This is a genomic window from Pseudodesulfovibrio indicus (assembly GCF_001563225.1).
In the GTDB taxonomy this organism is placed as follows: domain Bacteria; phylum Desulfobacterota; class Desulfovibrionia; order Desulfovibrionales; family Desulfovibrionaceae; genus Pseudodesulfovibrio; species Pseudodesulfovibrio indicus.
Window position 1 is genome coordinate 344905 of the sequence record NZ_CP014206.1, and the last position, 25910, is coordinate 370814.

Sequence of the window (25910 nt, forward strand, 5' to 3'; positions counted from 1 at the left end):
TCTTTCCGCAACGCCCCGAAGGGGTGAAGGCCATGGACGGCCCGAATCACTACGACGTCAAGACCGGCAGATAGACCGCGCCCGACCCCATCGGGGAGAAAGGCGGCGACCCGGACTGGTACGGGGACTGTCTCGACGATCCGGTGAACGGGGGGGACCCTGCGGGAATAGTTCGGGAAGGAAGAGAGAATCCGGGGGACGGGGAAGGAGCATCCAGTGGAAGGGCTCCCTCCCCGTCCCCCGGTTTTTTACTGCGTCAGACGCTGGGCGAGCTTGACCGCGGCCACGGCGTCCGTGGACCAGCCGTGCGCGCCGATGGCGTTGCAGAACTTTTCGGTGACCACGGCCCCGCCGATGATGACCTTGGCGGGCAGCCCGCGTTCGGCCACCAGCCGCACGGTGTCCTCCATGCGGACCATGGTCGTGGTCATGAGCGCGGACAGGCCGATGACCGAGGCGTTGTGCTCGGCGGCGGCGTCCACGATCTTCGCGGCAGGCACGTCCTTGCCCAGGTCCACCACCTCGAACCCGTAGTTCTTGAGCATCAGGCAGACGATGTTCTTGCCGATGTCGTGGATGTCGCCCTCCACGGTGGCCATAACCACCACGGGCCGGTTTCCGGCCGCGCCGTCCTCCTCCAGCAGCGGCTTGAGCCGCGCGAAGGCGGTCTGCATGGTCTCGGCGGACTGCAGCAGCTGGGGCAGGAAGTATTCCTTGGTCTCGTACTTGTCGCCCACCACCAGGATGCCGGGGATGAGCAGGTCGTTGACGATCTCCATGGCGGACATGCCTCCGGCCAGCTCGGCCTCCACCAGCCCGACCACGTTGTCCTTGTCGCCCTTGACCACGGCGGCCTGCACCGGCGGCATGGGCGCGGTCCCGGACGGCGCGGCCTGGGTGGACGCGGCCTGGACCCCGCCGCCCCCGGTCCAGCCGGAGAACTTGTCGATGTACCGGGCGGCCTGCGGGTCGCGGCCCAGCAGGACCTCGGCGGCGTGCAGGGTCTCCTGGATGCGCGCCGAGTTGGGGTTGCTGATGAACGAACACAGCCCGGACGCCATGGACAGGGAGAGGAAGGTGGAGTTCAGCAGCTCGCGCGCGGGCAGGCCGAAGGAGATGTTGGACAGCCCGATGGTAGTGGGCAGCCCCCAGCGGTCGCGGCACTGGCGCATGACTTCCAGGGAATGGCGGGCGGCCTCGGGCTTGGACGAGACGGTCAGGGCCAGGGCGTCGACCATGATCAGGCGGCGCGGGATGCCCAGCTCGTCCGCCTGCTTGAGCAGTCCCTCGATGACCTCCAACCGCTCGGCGGCGGTGACCGGGAGCTTGCGGCCCACGATGGGCAGCAGGATGAACGGCGCGCCGAACAGTTTGCACAGCGGGCCGAGGGTCTCCATCTTGCCCGGTTCGCCGGAGATGGAGTTGACCAGCGGCGAGCCGGGATAGGCCCACAGCCCGGCCTCCACCGCGGCCGGATCGTTGGAGTCGATGGACAGCGGCGTGGTCACCCGCCCCAGCAGGGAGGTGATCAGCTCCGGCAGCAGCGCGACCTCGTCCACCAGGGGCGCGCCCACGTTGACGTCGAGCACCGGCGCGCCCAGCTCCACCTGTTCGGCGGCCAGCCGCTGGGCCTCGGTGAAGACCGAGTCCTGCAGCTCGGCGGTGAGCTGTTTCTTGCCCGTGGGGTTGATGCGCTCGCCGATGATCACGCCGGGGTGGTCGAAGCCCACGGGCACGGAGACCGCGCGGGAGGTCAGGACCAGCTGGGCGTTGTCCGTCTTGTTGGGGCGGTTCCAGCGCGCGTCGCCGACCTTGGCGCGCAGGGCGCGGATGTGGTCCGGGGTGGTGCCGCAGCAGCCGCCGATGAATTTCGCGCCGAGCTCCGCGAAGGTCGCGGCCTGCTCGGCAAAGGACTCGGGGGCCAGCCGGAAGGCGGTGTTGCCGTTCTCGTCCAGCTCCGGCAGCCCCGCGTTGGCCTCGGCAAAGGTCGGGGTGGACAGGCGGGAGGCCCAGGAGCGCAGGGTGTCGCGCATCTGCTCCGGCCCGGCGGAACAGTTGGTGCCGATCAGCTCCACGCCCATGTTCTGCATGGTGTCCACGAAGGTCAGGGGCGAGGTGCCGGTCAGGGAGGCCGCGCCCTCGAAGGTCATGGAGACGGCCACGGGCAGGTCGCAGACCATGCGCGCGGCGACGACCACGGCCTTGGCCTCGGCCAGGTCGAAATGGGTCTCGCCCAGGATCAGGTCGGCCCCGCCGTCCACGCAGCCGCGGATCTGCTCCTTGTAGATGTCCACCAGCTCGCGGAAGGTCATGTCGCCCAGCGGTTTGACGAAATGCCCGGTGGGCCCGATGGAGGCGGCGACAAAGGCCTTGTCCCCGGCCACTTCGCGGGCAATGGCGGTCATGGCCTTGTTCAGCTCGTAGGGGTCGGCGTCCAGGCCGAGCTTGGGCCGCGAGCCGCCGAAGGTGTTGGTGGTCAGGATGTCCGCCCCGGCCTCCAGATATTCCCGGTGCACGGACCGGATGACGTCGGGCGCCTTGAGCCCCCACAGCTCGGGCGACAGCCCGGCGGGCAACCCCCTGCCCTGGAGCAGCGTGCCGTAGCCGCCGTCGAAATAGTATATTCTGTCGTCGTCGAGTATTGACCTGAAATCGGGCACTGGTATCCTCCCTGTGGCGCGCGCCTTTTACGGGCTTGCCGGGCGCGTGTCGTATTCGTATATCAAGATATTTCAATATAGCTTGACTTCTGCCGGAAATCAAGCCTTTTGTCCCCCTCCGCAAGCGAGCCGCCGCGGATGGGCGCACGGTTTTGCACAAGTTGGGGTTGCCCGAAAATTATTGATAAGCACGAATAAAATCTATAGTGTGGCTTTCTTGCTCTATTATATTAAGTATTGAACCGGGCGCCCGAGCGCCGCATCCGCACATACACAATGACATCTGAAAAAACGACCACCGTGGTCGAGCCGGAGATCCTCGAAAATGATGAGGACGGCTTCGAGGACACGGATCTTGACGACACTGACTTCGACGATGATTTTGCCGACGACGACCTGGACGGCGACGTTTTCGACGGCTCTTCGGACGACGACTCCGAGGACGACGCGCCGCGGATTCCGGCCAAGGCACGCGGGCTGGAGGACAAGCTTCCGGCCCTGAGCACGCCCTCGTCCAAGGCGGTGCGGGTTAGGGACCCGCTCCAGCTCTATCTCAAGGAGATCGCCCGCTTCCCCATGCTCGAACCCGAAGAGGAGTACGCGCTGGCCAAGCGGGTGCAGGAGGAGAACGACCAGGACGCGGCCTTCAAGCTGGTGTCCTCGCACCTCCGGCTGGTGGTCAAGATCGCCATGGACTTTCAGCGCCGCTGGATGCAGAACGGACTCGACCTCATCCAGGAAGGCAACGTCGGCCTGCTCAAGGCCGTGACCAAGTTCGACCCCGAGAAGGGAATCAAGTTCTCCTACTACGCGGCGTTCTGGATCAAGGCGTACATCCTGAAGTACATCATGGACAACTGGCGGATGGTCAAGATAGGCACCACCCAGACCCAGCGGAAGCTCTTTTACAATCTGAACAAGGAGCGGCAGCGCCTCCAGACCATGGGTTTCGACCCGTCCACCGAGGTGCTGAGCGAGCGGCTCGGCGTGACCGAGGCCGAGATCGACGAGATGGACCAGCGGCTGTCCAAGAACGACATGTCGCTGAACACCCCGCTGGGCGAGGACTCCGACGCCACCAGGATGGACTTCCTGCCGTCGCTGGCCCCCGGCGTGGAGGAATCCATCGCCAACGGCCAGATCGTGGACCTGCTGCTGGACAACATCCGGGAGATCCGCCCCTTGCTGAACGACAAGGAACTGGCCATCCTCGACCAGCGGCTGCTGTCCGACGACCCCGTGACCCTGCGCGAAATCGGCGAGGAGTACGGCGTCACCAGGGAGCGCGTGCGCCAGATCGAGGCCCGGCTGCTGTCCAAGATCCGCGATCACCTGACCGACAGGGTCAAGGATTTCTCCAAGGACTGGGTTCTGGAACAGGAATAAACGGCTGCGAAACGTCATCGGGACGAACGGATGAAACATTTCTCAAGGGTTGAAACTCACACCGCCTTGGCGGTTCTCGCGCTGCTGGCGCTCTTCGCCATGACCGGCTGCGCCGCCCGGACCGGCACTCCCGAGCTGCCGCCCGCGTCGCCCATGACCGAAACGGCCCGGCTGGACTACGACTACCTGGTCTACCAGGATCTCATCCACCAGTTGCAGCGCCACATCCAGGAGGGCGAGAGCAGCAAGCTGACCGTGGAGCAGGTCAACGATCTCCACGCCCGCGCGGTGGAGGCCCTGGACCGCGTCATCGCGGCCGCGCCCTCCCCGCAGCTCTATGCGGACAAGGCGGCCATGTTCTGGAACCACCCCGACGGCACCGGGCAGTCCCGGAACGCCCTCAAGGAGGGGCTGGAGCGGTTCCCGGACAACCGCATGCTGACCGTGTACCTGGCCAATTCCTACGTGGCCGACAACCGGGTGGACGACGCCATCTCGGTCATGGACAACTACCTGGACCGCCACCAGGACGACCTTGAGGCCCGCGAGCGGCTGGGCCAGATGCTCATGGACGCTGGCCGGGACGCCGAGGCCCTGGACGTGCTCAAGCAGATCCCGGAGAAGGACCGAACCGCCGACGCCCTCTATGCCATGGGCAGGGTCCAGGGCAACCTGGGCATGCGCAAGGCGGCCATCGCCAACCTCAAGAAGGCCGTGGCCATCGACCCGGAGTACACCGAGGCCATGGTCGAGCTGGCCTACCAGTACGAGCTGGCCAAGGACTACGTGGCCGCAGAGGAGATCTACTCCACCATCCTGGACCAGAGCGAATCCTTCCCCGAGGCGCGGCTGCGGCTCATCAACCTGAACCTGAAGCTGAACGACCCCGGCAAGGCGCTTGACCTGGCCCTGTCCGGGCCGCCCACCAAGTCCTTCATCCTCGACGCGGTGCTCATGTTCATCAACGACGGGTTCTTCGCCCAGGGGTCAACGGTCCTCGACATGCTGACCTCCGGCGGTGCGGTGCCCGCGGAATACTATTTCTACAAGGCGGTCATCGCCGACGAGGGCGAGAATGACCCGGCCAAGGCCATGGGCTTCCTCGACCAGGTGGACAAGACCGACCGCCTCTATCCCCACGCCCTGCGCTTCAAGGCGCAGCTCCTGGCCGCCCAGGGCAAGGACGCCGAGGCCCTGGCCATGGCGGCCGAGGGCAAGCGGCTCTACCCCGACGCCTCCATCTTCTACATCCTGGAGGCCGGACTGCTGAAGCAGACGGGCGACCTGTCCGGGGCCGAGCTCTCGCTCAGGCAGGGACTGGCGCGGCTGCCCAACGATCCGGAGCTGACCTACGAGCTGGCCATGGTCTACGAGGCCCTGGGCCGCCGCCCCGAGGGGCTGGCCCTGATGGAGACGGTCATCCGCGCCCATCCGGACCACGCCAACGCGCTCAACTACGTGGGCTACACCCTGGCCGAGGAGAACCGAGAGCTGGACCGCGCCCTGGTCCTGGTCACCAAGGCCTCGGCCCTGGACCCGGAGAACGGCTACATCCTCGACTCCGTGGCCTGGGTCCACTTCAAGAAGAACGACCTGGCCAAGGCGTGGGAGTACATCCGCTACGCCGTGGACGTGGTCGAAAAGGACCCGACCATCTGGGAGCACTACGGCGACATCGCCGCCGCCCTGGGCAAGGTCAAGGAGGCCCGCAAGGGGTACAACTTCTCCCTGAAGTTCCAATCCCCGCAGGCTGACGAGGTCCGGGAGAAGCTGAAGCAGTTATGAGCCGCCGCAGACCGATGCCTGCACTGGCGGCAATGGCGGCCGCCCTGCTCCTGGCCGTCCTCTCCGGCTGCGCCACCAGGATTCCGCCCGACACCGTGCTGACCACGCCCCGGGACGCCTGGACCGCCTTCCGGCAGAACTATTGCGACCGCCCGGACGGCAAGGGCGTGCGCGTCAAGGCCTCGCTCCAGTATTCGCGCACCAAACCCGCCCGGCGCACCAACCGCACCCTGGTCTCCCTGTGGGGCGACTTCAACGGGCCCATGCGGCTCGACGTGTCCGCCTCCATAGGCCGGCTCCTGGCCCACATCCGCGAGGACAAGAAGGGGCTGCTGGTCTTCTATCCCGAGGACAACAAGGCCTACGCCCACAAGAACGCGGTGCTCGGCGCCACCCGGCTCGGCATGCCCTTCCCCTTTTCCCTGTCCGTGCTGGCCTCCGCCCTGGCGGGCGACTTCTCGGGCCTGGCCCCCCGGCGCTACGCCGAGGCCGGACAGGCGGGCGAAAACTTCGCCTTCACGCTCAAGGGCGGGCCGGTCTCGCGCATCGTCCTGGACCGCTGGGGCCGCCCTGTGCGGTTCGAGGGAACAACCCGGGCCTTGACCGGCTGGACCTTCGACATGGACCGTTACGAGGACGCGGTGAACGGCGTCCCGCCCCTGCCCGACAAGCTGACCCTGGCCCTGGACAACGGGGAACAGGGCGTCTTGCACATAAAGTCCCTGGAGCTTATGCTGGCCCCCTGGCCCGCGCAATCCCTGGAGCTCGCGCTTCCGGAGGACGTCACCCCCATCCGCCTGGACAACGGCTACGTGGATGAAAAAACCGGGGAGATCCCCGTGGTATACGAGGAAAAGCAATGAGCACGCAGTCCCGCGACGAAACGGTCATGGACGTGGTCGTCCTCGGCCTGAAGACCTGGCTCGCCGAAGTCAAGTGGCTGACCCGGTCCCTGGCCGGGCGGTTCGAGATCGGCAGGCTTGAAAAAGAACTCGATCGGGAATATGGCATCCTCGGCCGCATCGCGGAGGCCCCCAGGGGCCGGATGGAGGAAAAGGAACTCTGCCTGAAGCAGATCGCCTTCCTCAGGGAGGAGATCGCCCATCTCAAGGAAGAGCTGGCCAACGACCGGGAGGCGCGCATGCGCCGCGTACGGGGCCAGGACCCCGCTCAATCTCAAGGGGAGGAACAGTGAGCAAGACCATCGTCATCGGCTCCGATCACGGGGGCTACAATCTCAAGAAGGTGTGCATCAAGGCCCTGACCGACTGGGGCTATACCGTGGAGGACCAGGGGCCGGACTGCCTCGACTCCTGCGACTACCCGGTCTACGCGGCCAAGGTCTGCGAACGGCTCAAGGACGACCCCGCCAAGCTCGGCGTGCTCATCTGCGGCACGGGCCAGGGCATGACCATGACCGCCAACCGCATGGGCGTCCGGGCGGCCCTGTGCACCAACGAATTCATGGCCCGCATGGCCCGCGGACACAACGACGCCCGCTGCCTGTGCATGGGCGAGCGCGTCACCGGCCAGGGAGTGGCCCTGGACATCCTCAAGGTGTTCCTCGAAACGCAGTTCGAGGGCGACCGGCACCAGCGGCGCATCGACCTGATCGACACCGTCTCCAAATAACCTCAGCAACCAAGGGTATAGACACATGACACAGACGGACAAGACCATCGCCGTGGTCAAGGGGCTGATCATGGACGGCGTGGCCAAGGCCAACTCCGGGCATCCGGGCGGGGCCATGTCCTCGTCGGACTACGCCACCATCCTCTTCTCCGAGTTCCTGAATTTCAACCCGGACGACCCGCAGTGGTTCAACCGCGACCGGTTCATCCTCTCGGCCGGGCACGAGTCCATGCTTCTCTACAGCCTGTTGCACCTCAACGGCTTCATCTCCATTGACGACATCAAGAATTTCCGCCAGTTCGGGTCCCTGACCCCGGGCCACCCGGAGGTCCACCTGACCCCGGGCGTGGAGGCCACCACCGGCCCCCTGGGCCAGGGCTTCGCCATGTCCGTGGGCTTTGCCTCGGCCGAGGCGTACCTGCGCGACAAGCTCGGCGCGGACGTCATGGACCACTACACCTACGCACTCGCCTCGGACGGCGACCTGCAGGAGCCCATCGCGCTCGGCGCGGCCTCCCTGGCCGGGCTGTGGAACCTTGGCAAACTGATCGTCTACTACGATTCCAACCAGATCCAGCTGGCCGGTCCGACCTGCAAGGCGGACTGCACCGACCACCGCAAGGTGTTCGAGGGGCTGTGCTGGCAGGTCATCGAGGTGGACGGCCACAACCACGACGAGATCCGCAAGGCGATCACCGACGCGCAACTCGAGACCGGCAAGCCGACCCTGATCATCGGCCACACCGTCATGGCCAAGGGTTGCGCCTCCATGGAGGGCAGCCACAAGACCCACGGCGAGCCGCTCAAGGCGGACGAGATCGCGGCCACCAAGAAGAAGCTCGGCCTGCCCGCCGAGGACTTCTACGTCCCCGAGGACGTGGTCGCCGCCTACCGCTCGCGGTTCGACGGCATGCGCAAGAACGCCGCCGACTGGCAGGCCATGGTGGACGAGAAGCTCAAGGACGCCGCCTTTGCCGAGATGTGGGGCCACGTGACCCTGCCCCGGTCCGAGCGGAAGATCGACTGGCCCGAATTCACCCCCGGCGAGACCATGGCCACCCGCCAGGCCTGGGGCAAATGCCTGAACGCGGTCATGGACTCCCTGCCCACCCTGGTGGGCGGCTCCGCCGACCTCGACCCGTCCAACCAGACCGCCACCTTCCGCTCCACCTACGGCGACTTCGCCGTGGACGGGTTTGGCGCGCGCAACCTGGCCTTCGGCGTGCGCGAGTTCCCCATGGCGGCGATCATGAACGGCATGCAGCTGCACGGCGGCCTGCTCCCCTTCGGGGCCACCTTCCTGACCTTTGCCGACTACTGCCGCAACGCCATCCGCATGTCCGCGCTCCAGGAGCTGCCGGTGCTCTACGTCTTCACCCACGACTCCTTCTGGGTCGGCGAGGACGGCCCCACCCACCAGCCCATCGAGCACGTCAGCTCGCTCAGGCTCATCCCGGACCTCATCGACCTGCGCCCGGCGGACGCCAACGAAACCAAGGTCTGCCTGGACATCGCCCTGACCCAGGAGAAGATGCCCTCGACCATCTTCCTGACCCGCCAGGGACTGCCGGTCCTCGACCCGGCCGAATACCCGTCCCTGTTCACCGGCCCGCGCAAGGGCGGCTACGTGATCAAGGACTGCGACGGCACCCCGGACCTGATCCTGGTGGGTTCCGGTTCCGAGGTCTCCCTGTGCCTGGAGACCGCCAAGCTGTTCAAGCGCAAGGTCCGCGTGGTCTCCATGCCGTCGGCCAAACTGTTTGACGATCAGCCCGAATCGTATAAAAATGAAGTATTGCCGCCCGAAGTGACAGCGCGGGCCGCCGCCGAGGCGGGACGCACGACCCTCTGGCACAAATATGTCGGCATAAACGGCGTCATCCTCGGCGTGGACCACTTCGGCGCCAGCGCGCCCGGCAAGGTCCTGTCCGACAAGTACGGATTCACGCCGGAGAACTTCGCCCGGATGATCCGGGAGAAATACTAGGAGTTGCCAATGGAAGCCCCACAGAAAAACCTCGCACTGGACCTGGTCCGAGTGACCGAAGCCGCCGCCCTGGCCTGCGCCCGCTGGCTCGGCAAGGGAGACAAGATCTCCGCCGACCAGGCCGCCGTGGACGCCATGCGGCTGTGCTTCAACACCCTGGAAATCCAGGGGCAGATCAGGATTGGCGAAGGCGAGAAAGACGACGCCCCCATGCTCTACGCCGGCGAAAAGCTCGGCCTGGGCTCCGGCCCCAAGGTGGACATCGCCGTGGACCCGCTGGAGGGCACCAACCTGCTGGCCAACGGCCGCCCCAACGCCATCTCCGTGGTCGGCGTCTGCCCCGCCGGGGCCATGTTCGACCCGGGCCCGAGCTACTACATGCAGAAACTCGTGGTCCCGGCCAACGCCAAGGACGTGGTGGACATCGAAGCCCCCACCGGCCACAACCTGAAACTCATCGCCCGCGCCCTGGACAAGGACGTGGACGACCTGGTGGTCTTCGTCCTGGACAAGCCGCGCCACAAAAAGCTCATCTCCGAGATCCGCGAGGCGGGCGCGCGCATCCAGCTGCATACCGACGGCGACATCACCGGCTCGCTCATGGCCATTGACCCGCGCTGCGAGGTGGACGTCATGATGGGTACCGGCGGCACCCCCGAGGGCGTGCTCTCGGCCATCGCCATCCGGATCATGGGCGGCGAGATGTTCGCCAAGCTCGACCCCCAGAAGCAGAAGGAAAAGAACGCCCTGGCCGAGTTCGGCATGGACATCCGCCGGGTGCTCACCGTGGCCGACCTGGTCAAGTCCGACGACCTGTTCTTCGCGGCCACCGGCATCTCCGGCGGCACCTTCCTGAAGGGCGTGACCTACCACGGCCACGGCGCGGAGACCTCCTCCCTGGTCATGCGCGGCAAGACCGGGACCATCCGCTACGTGGAGGCCATCCACAACTGGGATACCCTGATGCGCTTCAGCGCCGTGGAATACGACTAGGCCGTCACCGATTGATGAAAATGCACCGGGCCGGGTCGCGAAAGCGTCCCGGCCCGTTTTCTTTTCTTTGAGCCGCCCGTGGAATGTGGTAGGAACAAAGTAAGGAGGATTGCGCCATGACCAGCGATCAGCGACGCGGCACCAGAGTTTCCGCCGACTTCGAGGCCTATGTGACCATAGACGACGTGGTCACCCCGGTGGCCACCCGCAACCTGAGCCTCAAGGGCGCGCTCCTGTCCGGATGCGAGGACTGTCAGAGCGGGATCACCTGCGAGCTGCACCTGCCGCTGTCGCCGGGCGTGCGCATCGTTGTCACCGGCGAGATCGTGCGCATCAAGGGCGACTATGCCGCCATGTCGTTCAAGGAGATGGACGAGTTGAGCTTCACCTTCCTGCACCGGCTGGTGACGCTGAACGCCGACGATCCCGAAGAGGTCGATGAGGAATTGATGCGGATTTTCGAGAAGTTCTGATCGACCGGCGTCACGCCTGGGCCAGCCGCTCTCTGCGGGCGCTGCGGCCCAGGGCCAGGATGCCCAGCACGATGAGCGAACCGCCCCCGATGGTCCAGGCGTCGGGGACTTCCCCCAAAAACATCAGGCCCCACATGGCCGCGAACACGATCTCCAGCGTGGAGACGCCGCTGATGCGCGCCGCGGACTCGATGGCGTATCCCTTGGTCATGAAGAACTGGCCCGCGTTCATGAACAGCCCCACGCCCACCAGCACGCCCCACTCGGCCGGGGTCGGCATGACCCAGCCCTCGGCGAAGAGCGGCGAGAGCAGGGATATGGCGATGGGCGGATAGAGCATGACCACGGCCGGGCGCTCGGTCTTGGCCAGCACGCGCACGGCCAGAATCGCCCAGGAGGTCAGGAACACGCTGACCATGGCCGCGAGCAGCCCCATGGGGTCCAGCTCCGGGCCGCCCAGTCCGAACAGGAAGCCCGGCCTGCACACCAGGGTCACCCCGGCCAGGGAGGTGACGATGGCCAGCATCGCGCCCTTGGACAGGGTCTCGCCCATGATCAGCCAGGCCAGCAGGGCCACGGTGATGGGGTGGGAGAAGATGAGCACCAATGCGTCAGCCAGGGGCAGGTGCACGATGGTGTAGAAATCCGCAAACATGGCCCCGAACCCCAGCAGCCCGCGCGCGGCCAGCAGCAGCTTGCGCTTGCCGAACATGTCCCGCCCGGAACCGCGCAGCATGACCCAGCACATGACCAGCCCGATGACGCCCCGCACGAAGAGAATTTCCATTGCGGGCAGACGGGTTCCGGCGAGCTTCACGAACAGGGAGCCGATGGAAAAAAGAAGGTGCCGAACAGCATGAAACGCATGCCGGGGGTCAGGATGTCCATGGGCGGAGACTATGCCTTTCGGTCTCCGAGTCAAGCGGAATCAGCTAGTTGTGGGCCTCCAGCATGGGGCAGGGCGAGAGGCTTTCGCCGAGGAACTCGTGCATCATCGAATGGGCGATTTCCTCCATCCTCCCCTCGTCGGCCATCCGGCTCAGCACGCGGTTCACGGCAGGGACGAGGTCCGCATGTTTCCGGTTCAGGTAATGGTACATGGGGTTGACCGCCAGCGGCTTGTCCAGAATCCTGATCCCCTCCAGCTTGACCTTGGCCAGGGTGGGCAGGATGTCGAAATACTCGGCCAGACCGAATTCAACGCGATCGTTTTGCAGCAGGGCCAGCATGTTCTCGTAGGAGGCGACCGTGTGCCGGTCCATGCCCGTGGTGGCCTTTTCCAGGAATTTGTAACCGTTGCAGATGCATACCGGGCGGTCGCCCATGCCTCGGAAACCCGACTCCGGGTCATAGTCCGACCGCTTGGTAAAGACCGCAATGCGGTTGAAGTAGAGCGGCGTGGGGACGCGGATCAAATTCGGGTAGTCCTTTTCGATCACCGCCACGCGCGCCGCCTCACCGTCCACAAAGCCCTCGTTGGCCATGATCAGGGCACGCTCGGGAGGCAGTCTCCAGATGACGACCTCGTATCCCAACTCGGTATAGGCCTCACTCAAGATGCGGCCGAAGAGCTCGCTCATGCCGTTGCTGGAAAAGGAGGAAAAGACCATCTGCGGGCGCAGGTCTGGGGGCGCGGCAAGACACGCCCCCGGAAGCGCCAACGCGCACAGGGCCAACGCCAGAAGGAAGGGGAGTCTGAATGGCGCGGCGATCCCGCGCCCGCTCGATCCCAAGGTCATGCCGACTTTCCTCGTTACTGGATGATTCCGCCTCGGCAACACCTATCATTTTTCAAGAGAATAGAAAAATCAATATTCGGCATTTCCCGTCTTGGCGGCCATGCCGCCCGCGCAAGGACCCTACAGGGAGAAGAAGCGCCGCGCGTTGTCGCCCGCCGTGCGCCACACGTCCTCCAGGGGACGGCCCTTGATCTGGGCCACGCGCCGGGCGGTGAACACGCTGAGCGCCGGGTGGTTGCGCTTCCCCCGCCAGGGCTCGGGCGCGAGGTAGGGGCAGTCGGTCTCCAGCAGCAGTCGCTCGAAGGGGATGCGCGCCACCGCCGCCTGGAGGTCGTCGGAATTCTTTCGGAAAGTCACTGGTCCGGGGATGGATATGTGCCAGCCGTTGGCCACCAGCCGCTCGGCCAGCTCGATGCCCGCGCCGAAGCAGTGCCAGAGCACCGGATAGTCCCGGAACCCCTCGGCCTCCAGGATCTCCACGGCGTCGTCGTTGGCGTCGCGGGAGTGGATGATCACCGGCAGGGCCAGCTCGCGGGCCAGGTGGAGCTGGCGGACGAAAGCTGCCTGCTGCACGTCGTGGTCCACGCGCTCCCAGTAATAGTCCAGGCCGATCTCGCCCACGCCCTTGAGGCGCGGGTCGGCCTTGAACTGCTCGCGCATGCGGCCTACTGCCGCGTCATCAAGCTGGTCCGCGTCGTTGGGATGAACGCCCATGATGAAGGATATCTCAGGGTGGGAATCGAACAGGGCACGCCCCCGCTCGTAGGCCTCGGGGCCGAGAAAGACGTTGACGATGTGGCCCACGCCGGAGGCCCTGGCGCGGCCTATGATCGTCTCGCGGTCCTCGTCGAAGTCGTCGAGGTCGAGGTGGGCGTGGGAATCAACGCCGACAGGCGGCAATTCCAGGGATTCGGGTTCGGGTCGTTTGCTCTTGGACATGGTCGCGGATGTTCCTGGCTTACAGGGAATCCCAGAGGGCGAGCACGGCCAGCCGCTGCTCCTCCAGGGAATAGGCGTCCGCCGTGGCCTGGCCGGCGGCCAGCGCTTCGTCCAGGCTCGGGTCGTTCGAGTTGAACAGGTCCACGGCCTCGCCCAGGCTCATGGCCGCGTCCAGCACGTCGCCGTCGGCGCACCACATGCCGTTGCCGGACCAGGGAACCTCGCGCAGGGGAACCCACGGCGTAAAGCGGGGGGTCGACCGCATGGACCGCATGTAGTCCCAGCCGCCGAAGCCGGTGAACCCCACGGGCAGGCAGCCGCACCCCATGGCCTCCAGGGGCGGCAAAGGACACCCTTCCGGAAACCCGGTGACCAGGAAGATGTGCGCGGAGCGCAGGACCTCGGCCACTCCGTGAGCGTCCAGCCCTTCGATGGGCAGCCAGTTGACCTCGCACCCGCCGCAGCGGTGGTCGAAGATGGCCCTGATCTGCTCGGCCAGTGCCTTGTTCTTGCGCGGCATGTAGGCCACGTTGACCTTGCCGCGCGGTTTGGCGGCCGGGGCGTGAAAGATGGTCCGGTCGATGCCGGGCCGCAGCACGGGCGCGTCCTTACAGGTGGATTCCTTGATGAACCGGGCCACGGGATCGGACACGGCCAGAAACTCTACGGGCAGGCTGTGCCAGTCCACGCCATCGGGCATGGAGGAAAAGAGATAGGCCCAGTTCTGGACGTAGCTCAGACACTGCGACCCGGCGTACAGGCCGGGCGACAGGGCGTTTACCCACCCTTCGGGCACCAGCCAGAGGTCGGCCCCGGTCAGTCGAAGGTCCTGCCACTCGATGACCGGCGCGGCATCGGCCAGGCCGGCAGGCCGCCAGCCGCCCTTGTCCCTGGCCACGAGAAAGGTTTCCCGCCCCGCCTGGTGGAGGATGTCGGCCAACTGCCGCAACACGGTGACGCCACCGGTCGGCTTGGAGACCGGCGGCAAGAAGATGAACGTTTTCATGGTCTTTTCTGTGAACCACAAACCGGCATGTTTGGCAAGGAGAGGCTGCGGGGCGGGTGTGCAAGGGAGGCCCGCCCCGCAGTGGAGGGAAGGAGTTCCATCTTACGTGCTGGCTGAACAATATCTAACCATTCCCGTTCCGGCCCGCCCGTCATTCCCATAACGACCAGGCAACAATCCGGTAACAACGCAAGATCCCAAGGAGCGCCTTCAAGGCGCAGCACAATGGCTCTCCTGCACCGGAGTCCCGCTCAAAGGCCTTCTTCCATCGCCCTTCGTACCGTCAAGCCGCCCGCAGCGAGCCCTGTTCCGGACGCCTAGAACCCGACCGCGAAGGGGCGGCGGCTCCGTTCCCGTGACCCGGAGGTATTCCATGAAAGGGGCGTTCCCGTGGAGGCTCGCACTTTACTTATGATCAGATGGAGCCGGAAGGCTTCGCAGAGCGGATCGGGTTCTTGGCGGTGAAACTCGGGCGGGGATGCCCCCCCGGCGTTTCTTTGGTTCTTTCCTTTCGCCCGGGAAAGGAAAACCCCGCCGGGAAGGTCCCAAAAAACATGGAGGAGCGACAGCCACGGCTCTCCCTCCTCCATAAAAACACCGGAAGCAGGAGTCCCCTCCCCCCCCAAAAAAAAGAAAACTACGGTCTCAACTGACTCAAGACCATCCCCGCCAGCATCAACCCGCACCCCACCAATCCCCTGGTGGTCAGCACCTCCCCGAGCATGATCCACCCGCCGATGGCGGCGAACACCGACTCCAGGCTGAGGATGATGGCCGCGTGCGCGGGCTGCGCGTCCCGCTGGGCCACCACCTGCAGGGTATAGGCCACCCCCACGGACATGAGGCCGCCGTAGGCGATGGCCGGGGCCGCGCCCATGATTCCCGCCAGGGAAATCTCCTCGGTGACCACCGCGCCGAAGAGCGAGAGCACCGCGCAGGCCGCGAACTGCACCGTGGACAGCTTGATGGCGTCCACCCCGTCCAGGCCGGGGGACAGCTTGCCCACCAGCAGGACGTGGCCCGCCCAGAAAAACGCGCCCACGAGCACGAGCAGGTCGCCGAAGGAGATGGTCAGGTCCGCGGTGACGGAGAGCAGGTACATGCCGACCACGGCGAGCCCAGCGCCCACCCAGGTCCCCCAGCCGGGCCGCTGGGCCAGGAGGAGGCCGAAGAGGGGCACCAGGACCACGTACAGCCCGGTGATGAATCCGGCCTTGCCCGCGGTGGAGGCCTCCAGGCCGAACTCGGCCAGCTGCGGACCGGCCAACCCGACCTGTTGCAGGGTCGCGCCCGCGAACAGGGCCAGCCCGAGCAGGAGCCCGCCCACGGCCATGCCCTTGCGGTCCGCGCCCGCGAAACCGGGCGCGCGCCTCTTTTCCAGAACCATGATCAGGGGGGTCAGGGCGAGTGCGCCCAGGGCGAAACGGATGCCGTTGAAGGTCAGGGGGCCGACGTGCTCCATGCCCACGCGCTGGGCCACGAAAGCCAACCCCCAGATGGCGGCGGTCAGGAAGAGGAGGACGTCGGCGCGGAGGGCGCGGGTATTCACGGGGAGAGCTCCTTACGAAAATAGATCATCCCCTGTACGCGATTCGATGCCGGGGGGCAAGGAAAGCCGGGCTACTGGTCCGGTTCCTCGCCCCGCTCCGCCCGGACGGCCTCGGCCTCGGCGCTCGCCTTGGCGGCCAGGCTCCGCAGCAGCTCCAGCAGGTACGCCTCGGCCTCCGGGGTCCCTTCACGTGGCGCCCAGGACGGCACGTCCTTGTCCGATTCCTCGGCGTAGGGGCCGGTCTTGCATTCGAAGACCAGGGTGTCCGGCTTGAGCGGGATGTAGGTGTGGTAGATGTGCGGGGCCACGTCCACACCGAATATCTCGGTGCCGGGCTGGAGCAGGGTCTGCTCCGCGATCTCGCCGTCGTCGGTGAAGCGGATGAAGAGCATGGAACCGGCCATGACCAGCAGGGTCTCGTCCTTGGGCGGGTCGAGGTGCCGGTGGGGCATGACGTAGGTGCCGGGCTGCATGGCGTTGAACATGCGGTGCGCCGGGGCCTCGACGGATTTGTGGAGTTTCTGCAGCAGCCGCTTGCGCGGGCTCTGCCGCGAACGCGCCAGCAGCTCGCCCACCAGGGTCAGGGTCAGGTGGGTGACGTCGGACCGGGGCGCTTCCAGGGCGGTGGGGTAGGTTTTCTCTTCGCTCATGCCCTACTCCGTACCCTTCCGGCACGTTTTGGGCAAGGGCGGTATACTGTTTTGCTGGAACGTCGAGGCCGCAGTCCGCGCAAAAACGAGGCGGCGCAAGGCCCAACCTCAGCCCGGGGCCGAAGCGCGCTCCGGTTTGCACCGTTTGCCGCCGCAAGGCGGGTTGCCGTTGAAAACGGCCTGCTAATCGAGCTTGAGTCCCAGCAGGGGGATCTCGGAGTAGGCCAGGTCGATGTCCTTGGGCTGCACGCGGCTGGACTTGAAGAAGCGCGGGGACTTGATGGTCTCGATCTCGCCGCCCGCGTCGCCCTCCACGAACCGGCGGTCGGCCGCCAGCACGCACTCGTCGTCGGGCAGCAGGGCCTCGGCGATGTCCTGGACCCGCTCGGTGAAGAGCTTGGGGTTGGAGCGGTAGAGCACGTCGTAGTAGATCACGCCGCCGTGCTTGACCGCGCGGGACAGGAACAGCAGGCACTGGGTGCACTTGGTCATGACCAGCACCGGGATGACCGGCAGGTCCTTGTGGTCGTCGAAGACGCGGATGTCGCCCAGGTCGCAGCACTGCCGGATCTTGACCGGGTCGGAGACCAGCTCCAGGTTTTCATAGGCCTTGCCGGTCTTGCGCCAGAGCAGCCGGTCCTCTTCGAGCACGCTCATGCCCAGGGTCTTGAAGAACTCGGTCTGCCGGGGGGAGAGGGAGAAGACCGTGCAGGTCACCTCCGGGTCGGCGGTGGCCATGGACAGCATGCCGGAGCCCAGCCCCTGCCTGCGGTACTCCTTGAGGATGTACCAGGAGGTGAAATTGAGGAACCGCTCGCGGCGGCCGTCGATGACCCGATAGGAACAGACGTGGCCGTGCACGCCCACGATGCGTCCGTTGTCTTCGGCCACTATCCCCAGATCCGGCTTGCCGCCGCACCAGGAGGGGGAGAAGAGCGCGCGCCAGCGCGCCACGGAAAACTTGGAGTTCATGTTCTCATGCAGCAGGGCGCAGACATCGTCGATGTCGGCGGGGGTCATACGACGCAAGATGGCGGTCATGGCAATCCTCTCGGAAAAGGTTCGAGAGGGACGGTAGATCGTTCGCCTGCGGTGTGCAAGCAGAAAGCGGTCATTTTGTTCGGAAAACCATGCTGGGCGTGGGTTCGCCCCCTGCCTACGCCTTTGGCGGCCAGATTTCGGCCGGGGTGATCCAGGCCGCTGCGGGGTGTTCCGAGGTGGCGGCAAAGAGCGCTTCCACAAATTCCCAGGCGTCGTCGTCCATGACCATATGGTGCGTCAAAAGGCAGGTCGGTTCGCTGGCGTCGACCTCGCCCGTGCGTTTGTCGCGCAGGTGATCCACCAGCAATTTCACGCACTTCTCGGCCCCGGAAAAACGCACGGCGGGCTTGTCCTTCCAGTGCAGCACGTCGCAGTGGGCGTCGGCCACGCGCAGTTCGACGGACGGATTGGGCCGCCCCTTCTTGTAACTGGTGGACAACCCCCGGTACCCCATCACCGGCAGGTACGGGAACAACTCCGGGTCGATGCGGTTCCACGGCGGCACCAGCACGGGCACGAAACGGCCCTTGAACAGCTGGGTCAGCTTGCCCATGCCCTGGCGGAGCTCCTCCAGGACCTCGGACTTGGGCCGGTGGGCCCCCAGTTCCCAGGCGCCGCCGCCGGACTGGGCGCGGTTCTTGTGGGCGTAGCCGTGCTGCAGAATCCAGATGTGGCTGGCATGGGACAGCCCCTTGCGCAGGGGTTCGCCCGCCAGGGCCGGAACCGTGGCCAGGCCGCAGGGCACGCCGAACCGGTCGCTCAACCGGATCAGCCGGTCGAGTTCCACCGAGGGTTCGGCCGCGTCGTCGTCGCGCCACCAGAATTCGGCGGTCCGGCCCGCGTCCTTCCAGGCGTCCAATTCGTGGAGCAGCGTTTTCATATAGTCGATAGTCATGGGATGGCTGTTGTAGCAGAGGAACAAAATAAAAGCCACTACCCGCGCTGGCATTTTCACGGACAATGTGGCACGACCGTGCACGGAGGCCGAAAGTCATGAACGTCCCGTCCAACAGAATGATCTGGAACATGACGCGGAAATGCAATTTCCGCTGCGAATACTGTTATTTTCCCCACGACAACACCCCGGTCACCGAGACCCTGGACGCGGAGCGCATCAGCGGTTTCCTCGACGCGACCGGCAAGCCCTGGAAGGTCGGCCTGACCGGCGGCGAGCCGTTCATCTATCCCGGCATCATCGACATCTGCGAGACCCTGACCCGCAACCACGTCATCGGCATCGACACCAACCTGTCCGTGTCCTCCAAGGTGCGCGAGTTCGCCGAGCGCATCGACCCGGCCCGGGTCCACAACCTCTACGTGGCCCTGCACATCGAGGAGCGCGAGCGGATCAAGGGCGTGGACGCCTTCATCAGGAACGCGCGGCTGCTCCTGGACAAGGGGTTCGAAGTCATCGTCAACTACGTGGTCCACCCCTCCCTGGAGGAACGGTTCGCCCGCGACCGCGCCTTCTTCGCCGAGCACGGCATCGCCATCACCCCGCGCCCCTTCCGGGGCGAGCACGAGGGGCGGCGCTATCCCGAGGCCTACGGAGACCGGGCCGATAAGGTCTTCGGCGGCCACCCGGAGCAGGGCAAGAAGGTGGCCTTCAATTTCCAGGGGCTGCCCTGTTCGGCGGGCCGCACCCTGCTGCGTCTGGAGCCGGACGGGACCGTGTTCCGCTGCCCCGGCGACAAGACGGTGCTCGGCAACGTCATGGACAAGGTGCACCTCTACGAGGGATTCCCGCCGTGCACCAAGAAACGGTGCCCGTGCCGGGGACTGGACCACGTCCGGCTGACCTATGCCCAGGCCGACCTGGTGCGCGGGGTGCAGTACGCGGTGGTGGCCGCCAACGAGGATTCGCGCCTCGCCTTCGAGCAGGCCCTGGCCGGTTCCCCCGGCAACCCCTGCGCCGAGAACAACCTCGGCGTGCTCGCCTGGCGGCGCGGCGAAAGGGACGAGGCCAGGCAATGGTTCGAGTCCGCCCTGAAACTGGTCCCGGACAACCGGCTCTACGTCGCGAACCTCGACGGGGCGCGCTCGCAACACCCCGATTTCGATCCGCAAATCTGCCTGGATGTGAACGCGAACGCCCGCCCCGACTAAAGTTCGGGGAAATCTCCCCTTTTGACGGCCCTGTTCTGGACAGAACCTTCACAAGCCGATAAAGTCCTGCCATTGCCGGAGTAGATGGTATGTCCGGCTTTTTTTTGTGACACGCGCATAATCATGGAATCGCACAACTACAACATCCTGATGTACTCCCACGACACTTACGGTCTGGGACACATCCGCCGCACCATGGCCATCGCCAGGAACCTGGTGGGGCCGGAAGTGAACATCCTCATCGTCACCGGCTCCCCCATAGTCGGCCGCTATTCCTTCCCCAAGGGTATCGATTTCGTGCGCATGCCCGGCATGATCAAGAAAACCAACGTGATCTACGTCCCCCACTCCATCAAGGTGGACCCCAAGATCGCCATCTCCATCCGCAAGAACATCATTTTGTCCACGGCCAAGGCGTTCAAGCCGGACCTCTTCGTGGTGGACAAGGTCCCCACCGGCCTCAAGGGCGAGGTCCTGCCGACCCTCAAGTGGATGAACAAGAAGCTGCCCTGCTCCCGCGTGGTCCTCGGCCTGCGCGACATCCTGGACGACGCCGCGTCCACCCGCGCCGACTGGAAGCGCAAGAAATTTCCCGAGGTCCTGCGCGAGCTGTACTCCGAGATATGGGTCTACGGCACCAAGGAGATGTACGACCCCATCACCGAGTACGCCTTCCCGGCGGACATCGCGGCCAAGACCGTGTTCACCGGCTACATCCCGCGCATGATCCCGACCGCGCGCAAGGCCAAGCGCAAGCACAAGCAGGTGGTGGTCACCATCGGCGGCGGCGGCGACGGCTACACCGTGCTCGACACCTACCTGCGCATGCTGGAGACCAACGGCACCGTGGACTTCAAGACCCTGATGATCACCGGCCCGTTCCTCTCCCCGGAGCGCCTGGACGAGCTGGCGGACCGCGCCCGCGCCCTCAAGGTCCAGATCAAGCCGTTCGTGCGCAACATGGAGAAGCGGATGGCCAAGGCGGACCTGGTGGTCTCCATGGGCGGCTACAACACCATGTGCGAAATCCTGTCGCTCAAGAAGCCCGCCCTCGTCATCCCGCGCGACAACCCGCGCCAGGAACAGCTCCTCCGCGCCGAGGCGTTCAAGAAACGCGGGCTGTGCGACTACATCGAATGGGGCCGGGTCACGCCCGAAACCATGCGCGAAAAGATCAACGCCCTGCTCGCCGACCCCGCGCCCTACACCGCCGAACTCGACTCCTTCGCCATGACCGGACTCGACGTCATGCGCGAACGGCTCCAATTCTTCCGCGAGAACTGCTGATGACCGCCAACACAGGCCAGCGAACCCTGGGCATGGTGCTCAAGGGGTATCCACGCATTTCCGAGACCTTCATCTCCAACGAAATTCGCCTCCTGGAAGAGATGGGGTTCAAGATCCACATCTACTCCATGCGCGCCCCGCGCGAAAATTTCTCCCACGAGTCCATCGCGGCCATCAAGGCGGGCGTCACCTACCTGCCCTCGTCCATGCTCCTCGGCCTGCCCGCGCTGCTCTACCACAACGCCCGGCTGTTCGCGCGCATGCCCCGGCGCTACCTGGACTGCCTCAAGCTGATGAAGCAGCGGTTCCGCCTGGCGCCCAAGAAACACACCTGGGTCAAGCACATGCTCCAGGCCGGGTACATCATGCAGAAGTCCGTGCTCGACGACGGCGTGGACCTCGGCCACCTGCACGGACACTTCGCCCATACCCCGACCACGGTGACCATGTACGCCGCCTTCCTCGCGGACGTCCCCTTTTCCTTCACCGCCCACGCCAAGGACATCTACACCCAGGACCCGCGCCGCATCGAGGACAAGGTGGAACGCGCCCGGTTCGTGGTCACCTGCACCCGGTACAACGAGCAGTACCTGCGCGAGCACGTGGCCAACGGCAACCCCATCCACTGCGTGTACCACGGCATCAACCTCGACCTGTTCTCGCCGGGCGACCGCCGGCCCGAGGCCGAACCGCCCTACCACATCCTGACCGTGGCCCGGTTCGTGGAGAAGAAGGGGCTGGACACCGTGCTTCGAGCCCTGGCCAAGCTCCGGGCCGAAGGGCTTGAGTTCCGCTACACCCTGGTGGGCGAGGGCAAGGCCAAGTTCAACCGCAGGATCAGAAATCTCATCAACGAGCTGGGGCTGGACGACGTCACCACCCTGCCCGGCACCATCACCCACGACGAGGTCATCCGGCTCCTGAACGACGCCGACTGCTTCACGCTCGGCTGCCGCAAGGCCAAGGACGGGGACCGCGACGGCATCCCCAACGTGGTGGCCGAAGCCATGGCCACCGGCGTGCCCGTGGCCGCCACCGACGTGTCCGGCGTGCCCGAGCTGGTGACCCACGAACAGACCGGCCTGCTCTGCCCGTCCAACGATCCCGACGCCCTGGCCGCGATCATCCGCCGCATCCTGACCGACGACGAACTGCGCCGGGCCATCATCCCCGCCGCCGTCGACCGCGCCCACGCGGTCTTTAACAACAAGAAACTCATCCGCGACCTCGGCGCCATCTACAAGAGCCACGGCGTGCCCTGCGGGGAGTAGGCGGAGGAGAGCGCCTCCGGCGGCCGGGGGAAGGGGAGAGGGGAAACTTTTGTAAAAGTTTCCCCTCTCCCCTTCCCCCGGACCCCCATCCCCTCTTCCCTTCCAAACTTTTTGGGTCGCTTTGCGAGGGCTTTCCGGTAGGGTAAGTTTCCCTTCGTTTCGTGTTTCTTCGAAAACAATCCCGCGATTTGCGGCAGCCCGGGCCTAGCGGGCCTGGCCGAGCATGAAGATGCCGAAGGTGGCAAAGAGATTGGGCAGGAAGGTGATGACCTTGCCCTGCTCGTCGTGATGGTGGGTGGAGATGGCGACTTCCTTGACGATGGGCACGCCCAGGTGTTTGCAGAACCGGCGGAAGTCGATGATCGGGATGACCCGCAGGTTGGGCGTGTTGTACCACTCGTATGGCAGCTCCTTGGACATGGGCGCGCGCCCGGTGAAAAGCATCTGGAGCCGGTTTCGGTAGTGGGTGAAGTTGGGGAAGGAGACGATGCCCAAGCGCCCCACGCGGAGCATCTCGCGGAGGATGGTCTCGGGATCCAGGACCTGCATCAGCGCCTGGGAGAGGATGACGTAGTCGAAGGCGTTGTCCGGGTAATCCTCTATCTCCTCGTAGATGTCGCCGTGGATCACCGAGAGGCCCTTGGCGATGGCCTGGCCCGCGGCGTCCTCGTCGATCTCGATGCCGGTGCCGTCGATGTGCTTCTCCTCGGTCAGGTGGGCCAGCAGCGAGCCGGTGCGGCAGCCGAGGTCGAGCACGCGGCTCTCCGGCTCTATCCAGGAAGCGATGACTTGAAGGTCGAATCTCATGAACACCCTCCTATGCCGCAGCGGGCGCAGACCTTGTTCAGGAACCCGGAGAGCAGGTCGGACAGCCGGGTGTTGGGCAGCAGGAAGGCGTCGTGGCCCCAGGGGGCCTCGATCTCGCAGAACGAGACGTCCAGCCCGTTCTTCTTCAGGGCCTTGACCATGGTCTTGGACTGGTAGGTGGGATAGAGCCAGTCCGAGGTGAAGGAGACCACCAGGTAGCGGCACTGGGCGCGGGAAAACGCGGCCACCAGGGAGCCGTCCCCGTACTGGTTCTCCAGGTTGAAATAGTCGGCGGCCTTGGTCAGGTAGAGGAAGGAGTTGGCGTCGAACCGCTCCACGAACTTGTTGCCCTGGTAGCGCAGGTAGGACTCCACCTGGAAGTCGGCCTCGAAATCGAAGGACAGCTCCACGCGGTCCTGAAGCCTGCGGTCGAACTTGTGGCGCATGGATTCGTCGGACAGATAGGTGATGTGCCCGACCATGCGGGCCACGGCCAGGCCGTGTTCGGGCCGCCCGGTCTCGTAGTAGTCGCCCCGGTTCCACTTGGGGTCGGCCATGATCGCCTGGCGGGCGACCTCGTTGAAGGCGATGGCCTGGGCCGAGTGCTTGGTGGTGGTGGCCAGGGGCACGGCGGCGCGGACCATGTGCGGATAGCGCACGGACCACTCCAGGACCTGCATGCCGCCCACGGACCCGCCGACCACGGCGAGCAGCGTCCCGATGCCCAGGGACTCGACCAGCCGCCGCTGGCAGCGGACCATGTCGCCGATGGTGACCACCGGGAAAGACGCGCCGTAGGGTTTGCCCGCGGCCGGGTCGGGGGACTGCGGCCCGGTGGACCCCATGCACCCGCCGATGACGTTGGAGCAGATGACGAAGAATTTGTCGGTGTCGATGGGCTTGCCCGGCCCGACCATGATGTCCCACCAGCCGGGCTTGGGATCGTCTTCGGCGTAGAACCCGGCCACGTGCGAGTCCCCGGTCAGGGCGTGGCAGACCAGGATGGCGTTGGATTTGTCGGCGTTGAGGGTCCCGCAGGTTTCATAGGCCAGGGTCACCGGCCCGAGGCTGCGCCCGGATTCGAGGACCAGCGGCTCGTCCCCGGCAAAGGTGAAGAGACGCTTCTCCACCAGCCCCACGGACGCCCCTGTCTCGATCTGATCGATGTATTCGCTCATGCCGCCGAAAGTAAGACAGGCGGCGGGTTCGGTCAATGGCGCGGTCAAGGGTGAACCCGGCGCGATGCGCGACCGGGGAGACGGTCCGGACCTAGAACTGGCTGTTCATGCTGGTCAGGCAGCGCAGGAGCGCCTCGCGGTCCTCGGCGGGGCAGGCGGCCACCAGGTCCTCGGTGAGGCGCTGGTGCAGCCGGTCGTGCTCCTCGAAGAGCTTGCGCCCTTCCTCGGCCAGCTCCACGTTGATGGACCGGCGGTCCGTGTCGTGGGGCACGCGGCGCACGCACCCCTTGTCCTCCAGCCGGTCCACCAGCACGGTCAGGGTGCCGGTGGTGATGCCCATGGCCTCGGCCAGCTCCTTCATGCGCATGGAGCCGTGGATGCCGAGCACCTCCAGGGTGTGCATCTGCGGCAGGGTCATGCCCTTCTCGCGGACCACGTCGTGCTCCCAGGACGAGAGCTTCTCGAAGAACTCCACTATGGCGTGATTGATTTTGCCGATCATCCATCCCTCCCTCTACAAAGACGTATACAGGCTGTACGCCCCGAAGGCTATGGTCATGACCCCGGCGGTGCGCATGACCAGCGGCTCCACCCATTCCTGGGTCAGGGTGCGGACCATGGAGGCCGCCCGGTAGATGGCGTAGATCACCGCGCCCAGCGCGATGCCCGTGCCCACGGCATAGACCCCGAAGACCGCCGTACCCTTGAACACGCTGCCGGAATCCAGGGCGTAGCCGTACATCAACGCCACGGTCGGGCAGGGCACGATCATGTTCACGAACCCGATGGTGAACAGCCCCCAGACGGTCATGGACCGCGCCGACCGGACGGAGCCGCCGCGGCCGGTGCAGCCGCAGGCCGCGCCGTGCTCGTGCTCGTGGCCGTGGTCATGATCGTCATGGTGGTCGTGATCGTGGTCGTGATCGTGGTCATGGGCGTGGTGATGGTGGCCGTGATCGTGGTCATGGTCATGGCCATGATCGTGGTCGTGGCTGTGCAGCAAATGCGGCCTGAAAATCAGGATCAGCCCCAGGACCAGCAGGACGGCGAAGGTCGCCACATCCACGTACAGGGTGAAGGATTCCGGGATGGCCAGGGAGACCGACCCCAGGGTCAGGCCGATGAGCAGGCAGGCCAGGGTGGTGCCGGAGATGAACGCCAGGGTCAGGGCCAGCACCCTCCGGCCACGCTTCTCGCCGTAGACGAAGGGGGCCAGGACCAGCCAGGAATGCCCGCACGGATTGACCCCGTGCACCAGGCCGAGGATCAGGCTCGACTGAAGCGCCACCCAGAATATCGAATCGAATTCCATGTTCCGTCCAATTTGTTTGAAGTGGGTATAGTTTGACTTTCAAACCTTCTAGGCGGAGATTAGTTTGAGTGTCAAGCTAAAATCCCGGCACTGTCCGAACGCGGCGGCG

The 25910-nt window shown here is 65.5% G+C and carries 24 protein-coding genes; 11 read left to right on the plus strand and 13 right to left on the minus strand.

The features are described from left to right. Window positions 1-248: 248 nt before the first annotated feature. Entirely contained in the window at window positions 249-2660 is a 2412-nt protein-coding gene (locus tag AWY79_RS01675) for a homocysteine S-methyltransferase family protein (RefSeq protein WP_066799495.1), read from the minus strand. Between the two features lie 276 nt (window positions 2661-2936). Here AWY79_RS01675 and AWY79_RS01680 point away from each other — a divergent pair, with 276 nt between their 5' ends. The 8 genes from AWY79_RS01680 (at window position 2937) to AWY79_RS01715 (ending at window position 10916) form a co-directional block, all read left to right on the plus strand. After that, a complete protein-coding gene (locus AWY79_RS01680) occupies window positions 2937-4046 on the plus strand; it encodes a sigma-70 family RNA polymerase sigma factor (RefSeq protein WP_066799497.1) in 1110 nt (369 codons plus the stop codon). Between the two features lie 66 nt (window positions 4047-4112). Continuing rightward, complete coding sequence (locus AWY79_RS01685; RefSeq protein ID WP_233490974.1) at window positions 4113-5831, plus strand: tetratricopeptide repeat protein; 1719 nt, start codon at window positions 4113-4115, stop codon at window positions 5829-5831. A gap of 14 nt (window positions 5832-5845) precedes the next feature. After that, on the plus strand, window positions 5846-6694 hold the full coding sequence (locus AWY79_RS01690; RefSeq protein WP_066799501.1) for a hypothetical protein: 849 nt from the start codon (window positions 5846-5848) through the stop codon (window positions 6692-6694). Then, a complete protein-coding gene (locus AWY79_RS01695) occupies window positions 6691-7026 on the plus strand; it encodes a hypothetical protein (protein WP_066799503.1) in 336 nt (111 codons plus the stop codon). Before AWY79_RS01690 ends, AWY79_RS01695 begins: the two co-directional genes overlap by 4 nt. Continuing rightward, window positions 7023-7463, plus strand: a complete 441-nt coding sequence (rpiB, locus tag AWY79_RS01700; protein ID WP_066799505.1) for a ribose 5-phosphate isomerase B — start codon at window positions 7023-7025, stop codon at window positions 7461-7463. The genes AWY79_RS01695 and rpiB overlap by 4 nt, the downstream gene beginning before the upstream one ends. A gap of 25 nt (window positions 7464-7488) precedes the next feature. Next, a complete protein-coding gene (tkt, locus tag AWY79_RS01705) occupies window positions 7489-9450 on the plus strand; it encodes a transketolase (RefSeq protein ID WP_066799507.1) in 1962 nt (653 codons plus the stop codon). 9 nt (window positions 9451-9459) lie between these two features. Beyond that, complete coding sequence (glpX, locus tag AWY79_RS01710; RefSeq protein ID WP_066799509.1) at window positions 9460-10443, plus strand: class II fructose-bisphosphatase; 984 nt, start codon at window positions 9460-9462, stop codon at window positions 10441-10443. A 116-nt stretch (window positions 10444-10559) separates the two neighbouring features. Beyond that, window positions 10560-10916 (plus strand): PilZ domain-containing protein, encoded by a 357-nt coding sequence (locus tag AWY79_RS01715; RefSeq protein ID WP_066799511.1) that lies wholly within the window; start codon window positions 10560-10562, stop codon window positions 10914-10916. Window positions 10917-10926: 10 nt separating this feature from the next. Here the strand turns inward: AWY79_RS01715 and AWY79_RS01720 are convergent, their stop codons facing one another. The 8 genes from AWY79_RS01720 to AWY79_RS01755 all read right to left on the minus strand — a co-directional run bounded on the left by AWY79_RS01720 (window position 10927) and on the right by AWY79_RS01755 (window position 18735). Next, a complete protein-coding gene (locus tag AWY79_RS01720) occupies window positions 10927-11703 on the minus strand; it encodes a DMT family transporter (protein WP_233490975.1) in 777 nt (258 codons plus the stop codon). Between the two features lie 145 nt (window positions 11704-11848). Continuing rightward, complete coding sequence (locus AWY79_RS01725; RefSeq protein WP_078063563.1) at window positions 11849-12655, minus strand: substrate-binding periplasmic protein; 807 nt, start codon at window positions 12653-12655, stop codon at window positions 11849-11851. Between the two features lie 120 nt (window positions 12656-12775). Continuing rightward, window positions 12776-13594, minus strand: coding sequence for a TatD family hydrolase (locus AWY79_RS01730; protein WP_066799516.1), 819 nt, complete (start codon window positions 13592-13594; stop codon window positions 12776-12778). Window positions 13595-13613: 19 nt separating this feature from the next. Further along, window positions 13614-14600 carry a glycosyltransferase family protein gene (locus AWY79_RS01735; protein WP_066799518.1) on the minus strand — a complete coding sequence of 329 codons (987 nt, stop codon included), beginning with the start codon at window positions 14598-14600 and terminating at the stop codon, window positions 13614-13616. Window positions 14601-15237: 637 nt separating this feature from the next. Then, window positions 15238-16149 (minus strand): DMT family transporter, encoded by a 912-nt coding sequence (locus AWY79_RS01740; protein ID WP_066799520.1) that lies wholly within the window; start codon window positions 16147-16149, stop codon window positions 15238-15240. Between the two features lie 71 nt (window positions 16150-16220). Further along, window positions 16221-16799 (minus strand): WbuC family cupin fold metalloprotein, encoded by a 579-nt coding sequence (locus AWY79_RS01745; protein ID WP_066799522.1) that lies wholly within the window; start codon window positions 16797-16799, stop codon window positions 16221-16223. A gap of 183 nt (window positions 16800-16982) precedes the next feature. Further along, window positions 16983-17840 carry a GNAT family N-acetyltransferase gene (locus AWY79_RS01750; protein WP_066799524.1) on the minus strand — a complete coding sequence of 286 codons (858 nt, stop codon included), beginning with the start codon at window positions 17838-17840 and terminating at the stop codon, window positions 16983-16985. Between the two features lie 115 nt (window positions 17841-17955). Continuing rightward, on the minus strand, window positions 17956-18735 hold the full coding sequence (locus AWY79_RS01755; protein ID WP_066806916.1) for a polysaccharide deacetylase family protein: 780 nt from the start codon (window positions 18733-18735) through the stop codon (window positions 17956-17958). Between the two features lie 131 nt (window positions 18736-18866). On the opposite strand from AWY79_RS01755, the gene AWY79_RS01760 reads away from it, so the two are divergent. From AWY79_RS01760 to AWY79_RS01770, 3 genes are all read left to right on the plus strand, one after another. Beyond that, entirely contained in the window at window positions 18867-19946 is a 1080-nt protein-coding gene (locus AWY79_RS01760; protein ID WP_233490976.1) for a radical SAM protein, read from the plus strand. A 123-nt stretch (window positions 19947-20069) separates the two neighbouring features. Next, a complete protein-coding gene (locus AWY79_RS01765) occupies window positions 20070-21233 on the plus strand; it encodes a glycosyltransferase family protein (protein ID WP_066799528.1) in 1164 nt (387 codons plus the stop codon). Beyond that, a complete protein-coding gene (locus AWY79_RS01770; RefSeq protein WP_066799530.1) occupies window positions 21233-22504 on the plus strand; it encodes a glycosyltransferase in 1272 nt (423 codons plus the stop codon). Before AWY79_RS01765 ends, AWY79_RS01770 begins: the two co-directional genes overlap by 1 nt. 204 nt (window positions 22505-22708) lie before the next feature. Here AWY79_RS01770 and metW read toward each other — a convergent pair whose 3' ends face one another. The 4 genes from metW to AWY79_RS01790 form a co-directional block, all read right to left on the minus strand. Beyond that, window positions 22709-23311 carry a methionine biosynthesis protein MetW gene (metW, locus tag AWY79_RS01775; RefSeq protein WP_066799533.1) on the minus strand — a complete coding sequence of 201 codons (603 nt, stop codon included), beginning with the start codon at window positions 23309-23311 and terminating at the stop codon, window positions 22709-22711. Continuing rightward, window positions 23308-24489 (minus strand): homoserine O-acetyltransferase MetX, encoded by a 1182-nt coding sequence (metX, locus tag AWY79_RS01780; RefSeq protein ID WP_066799535.1) that lies wholly within the window; start codon window positions 24487-24489, stop codon window positions 23308-23310. Before metX ends, metW begins: the two co-directional genes overlap by 4 nt. 91 nt (window positions 24490-24580) lie before the next feature. Beyond that, entirely contained in the window at window positions 24581-24991 is a 411-nt protein-coding gene (locus AWY79_RS18525; protein ID WP_066799537.1) for a MarR family winged helix-turn-helix transcriptional regulator, read from the minus strand. A 12-nt stretch (window positions 24992-25003) separates the two neighbouring features. Further along, entirely contained in the window at window positions 25004-25801 is a 798-nt protein-coding gene (locus tag AWY79_RS01790) for an urease accessory protein UreH domain-containing protein (RefSeq protein WP_066799538.1), read from the minus strand. Between the last annotated feature and the right edge of the window lie 109 nt (window positions 25802-25910).